Origin of the sequence: Citrobacter sp. Cu096, assembly GCF_030332285.1 — a bacterium.
GTDB classification, from domain to species: Bacteria; Pseudomonadota; Gammaproteobacteria; order Enterobacterales; family Enterobacteriaceae; genus Citrobacter; species Citrobacter meridianamericanus.
The window spans coordinates 1-257 of sequence record NZ_JAOWID010000014.1 but is presented as its reverse complement, the minus strand read 5'-3'; the positions used below and the strand labels follow the sequence as shown (position 1 = coordinate 257).

The window sequence follows — 257 nt, the reverse complement described above, 5'->3', positions numbered from 1 at the left end:
TGGTGGAGCTATGCGGGATCGAACCGCAGACCTCCTGCGTGCAAAGCAGGCGCTCTCCCAGCTGAGCTATAGCCCCATCGAATGAATCTCTTTTAACCTTAATTCGTTTTCGGGCGCGGCGTGGTGAAGCGAAGCATACTGAAGTATGCGAGCTTTGCCACAACAAAGCACGAGAGCGAATTTGGTAGGCCTGAGTGGACTTGAACCACCGACCTCACCCTTATCAGGGGTGCGCTCTAACCACCTGAGCTACAAGC

1 tRNA gene is annotated in these 257 nt (G+C 54.5%); it reads right to left on the bottom strand.

Features of this window, described 5'->3' with window-relative positions:
• Positions 1–76, bottom strand: a tRNA-Ala gene (locus OGX99_RS00900).
• Between the last annotated feature and the right edge of the window lie 181 nt (positions 77–257).